Genomic DNA, 3006 nt, shown 5'->3' on the forward strand with positions numbered 1-3006 from the left:
CTACCCCGGAAGCAGTTAAACCGACACCAGACATTCCCATGCCAACTCCGGACATGGTTTGACCTACCCCGGAAGCAGTTAAACCTACACCAGACATAGTTTGACCTACCCCGGAAGCAGTTAAACCTACTCCTGACATGGTTTGACCTACACCTGAAGCAGTTAAACCTACTCCTGACATGGTTTGACCTACACCGGAAGCAGTTAAACCTACTCCGGACATGGTTTGACCTACACCGGAAGCAGTTAAACCTACACCGGAAGCAGTTAAACCTACACCGGAAGCAGTTAAACCTGCACCGGAAGCAGTTAAACCTGCACCGGAAGCAGTTAAACCTACACCGGAAGCAGTTAAACCTACTCCTGACATGGTTTGAGTTGCGCCAGAAACATTACTACCAGATGCCCACATCCCTACACCTGATGCCATAGCATAAGAGCTTACTCCTTCTTCAATCATCTGGCCTGAACCTGGAACCATTTGAAGAGAACCAAACATAGAACCAGAAACCCGTTGCTCCTCAGACTCAGATATGCCAAACATTTCTTCATAAATATCATCGGGATTATCGTGAAAAGTAATTTGGCGACTGGCAGGAACAAGTTCCATAAAGGTTTTGCCACGCAAATCTTCATCCCAACTAACTGTGATGAATTGGTCGTCAATCCAATCTGAGGGATAAACTGGGGGAATATGTACTCGCTCAGAACGAGCTAAAACTAACCAGCGACCATCAGCACACCGATACCCTATTTCTACAGTATAGTTACGATCGCTTACTGGAATAGGTATGTACCATTCACGAGCTAATTCATCACAAGGATATTCCTGAATGCTATGAGGACTTTGATAGTCCAAGTTGATGTCCGTGACATCATATGTACGCAGAGCTAACTGCTGGCCTCCTTGACGACGTAGCTCTTCTTTTAGTTCATTCGGAATATCCCAGTAGGTGTATGCCCACTCTGGGTCCCTTGGCATTAATACTATTCGACTTTTACTATACCCATTGGGTAAATCAGTTAAACCTTCATCAATTGAAGAAAGAAAATCATCAATATTGTCTTCTTGGCCTAATTCAAACTTTTTTGCTTCTACTTCTTCTTGTACTTCTAATTTTGAAAGTGGAGCAGATGAGAGATTCTTGATACCTTGAGCTTCGATAACTGCTGCGAGAAGTTGTGCTTTACGCATTCTGCTGTAACGAGAGATACCTAGTTCACTGGCGACTTTGCGTAGTTGTCGTAAAGTCATCTCTTCTAGGGGTGGACGTTCTTGAACCATTGTGTATATTTTTTGATTTTTTTAGTGTTTTCTATTCTGTTTCCCAAAATCTTAGGAAGTAATTACAGGTAATTCCTTGTTTCTTTTGAGAACTTGTTTTGTTACTCAAACTAATTAATTAGTTAGGTAAATGCTTGAGAATTCTTAGGAGTTTCTAGAGGTATAGAAACTATAAGAACAGCATTTTTTTGGGATCGTGGGGATCGCCTTATAAGTCTATATCTTGCAGAAAATTTCAGATTTGGTCAAGGGTAATCACTCAAGGATTATAGGTATATATGCCACTTCATAGGCAATTCTAGATTTCTAATGTTATGGTTTCTTAACTTTAGTTAATTGATGATAAATTCGATAAAATTAGTTAATAAAATTACTTTATAGTTTTATTCAAAGTTACTAATACTAAAGTTAAAAAAACTCAAAATTAATTAAATATATAAGCAAAATTAATTTAATGTTTACTGGAAGGTAGAGAACAAAAAAAGAGAATATACCTAAATAATAGATGTAGGGTTGATCGAAATTGGTGAAATACAAAAGTTTGGGATTTTAGCAAACATAAAATATAGATAACTTAGGGAAAATTTCTTATCGCCCATTAAAAAAAAATCGCGCGCGTAGATGACCATTTTTTGAATTCAAAATTCACGCATTCACGCGTTCAAAAATTTTGATTCTAAGTGAATTTCAATAATTGTTTAATTAAGGATTTAAGCTTGGTTCTTCAAAGAGTGAAAAAATCAAAAATATTTTCCTTATTTCAAGCCTCTGAGCTTTAGGCAGAGGTTATAATGAGCGAATTAATAATTTTTAGTTTTGAATTTATTTGACACCGATGGTGTAGAAAAATCTCAAAATATTGCCTAATGAAGCTGGAATGAATAATGAATAATTAATAATTAATAATTACCTCTCCTTGAAAATAAGAGGATTGACTAATAATAAAATTTTTTATTTATTATCCCCTATCCAACGGGAGGTTTTAAAGCAAAATTTTTCGGTAAAATAGTAGAAATTAAAGGAATTCCTAGGAGGTCAAAAAGTGAAGCTCGTTACAGGCAAATATTGCTACTAACTTCAGCAGAATATATTGCTACTAACCACTTTGGATAATGCCGTAAAGATGATGTATAATTTTGTCGATCAAAGCCGATGAAAAATCGAATAATTCCACAGGTAAATTAAACAATTAATAAGTCTAAGCTCCTGTCAATTTTGTCTGAGACTTGCTTCAAATAAATTATATTGTTTGTGGAAAGACAAAAAATTCTGATAAATCTTGCTTTATAAGTATGCAATACTATGGTCTAAGAGAAATGAGCGTAAAATTTTTGGCCTAGTGATTAGGAAACAAAAAAAATGGCATAATTTGAGAAGATTTTCTTCACATATCCAAGAAGTTTATGATTCCATCTAAATTAATCAGTCTTTCTCTTCTCGGCAAAGAATTAAGTTAATAATATTCAACTCATTAGAAGTTAAAAGATAGCGCTCGCTCTAAATTTTTTCTCGCATTTCTCCTCGGAGAGAGTGTTGAGTATTTAAGCTCAATTTTTTGATATTAGTAGAAATAATAGCCAGATAGAGCGAGGTTTTAAAAATTTGAAACTATTTAATGTAGTAGACTTCTTCTTCTTTTGAAGAAAGACAAAAAATTCTGACAAATCTTGCTTGATAAGTATCCAATACTATGGTCTAAGAGAAATGAGCGTAAAATTTTT

Annotated in this window: 1 protein-coding gene; it reads right to left on the reverse strand. The window is 35.3% G+C overall.

Features of this window, described 5'->3' with window-relative positions; genetic code table 11:
• On the reverse strand, nucleotides 1-1285 hold a 1285-nt coding region (locus tag F6K40_RS16010; protein WP_293137483.1), incomplete at its 3' end, for a DUF4912 domain-containing protein.
• Nucleotides 1286-3006 lie beyond the last annotated feature (1721 nt).

This window comes from Okeania sp. SIO3I5 (assembly GCF_010672085.1).
In the GTDB taxonomy this organism is placed as follows: domain Bacteria; phylum Cyanobacteriota; class Cyanobacteriia; order Cyanobacteriales; family Microcoleaceae; genus Trichodesmium.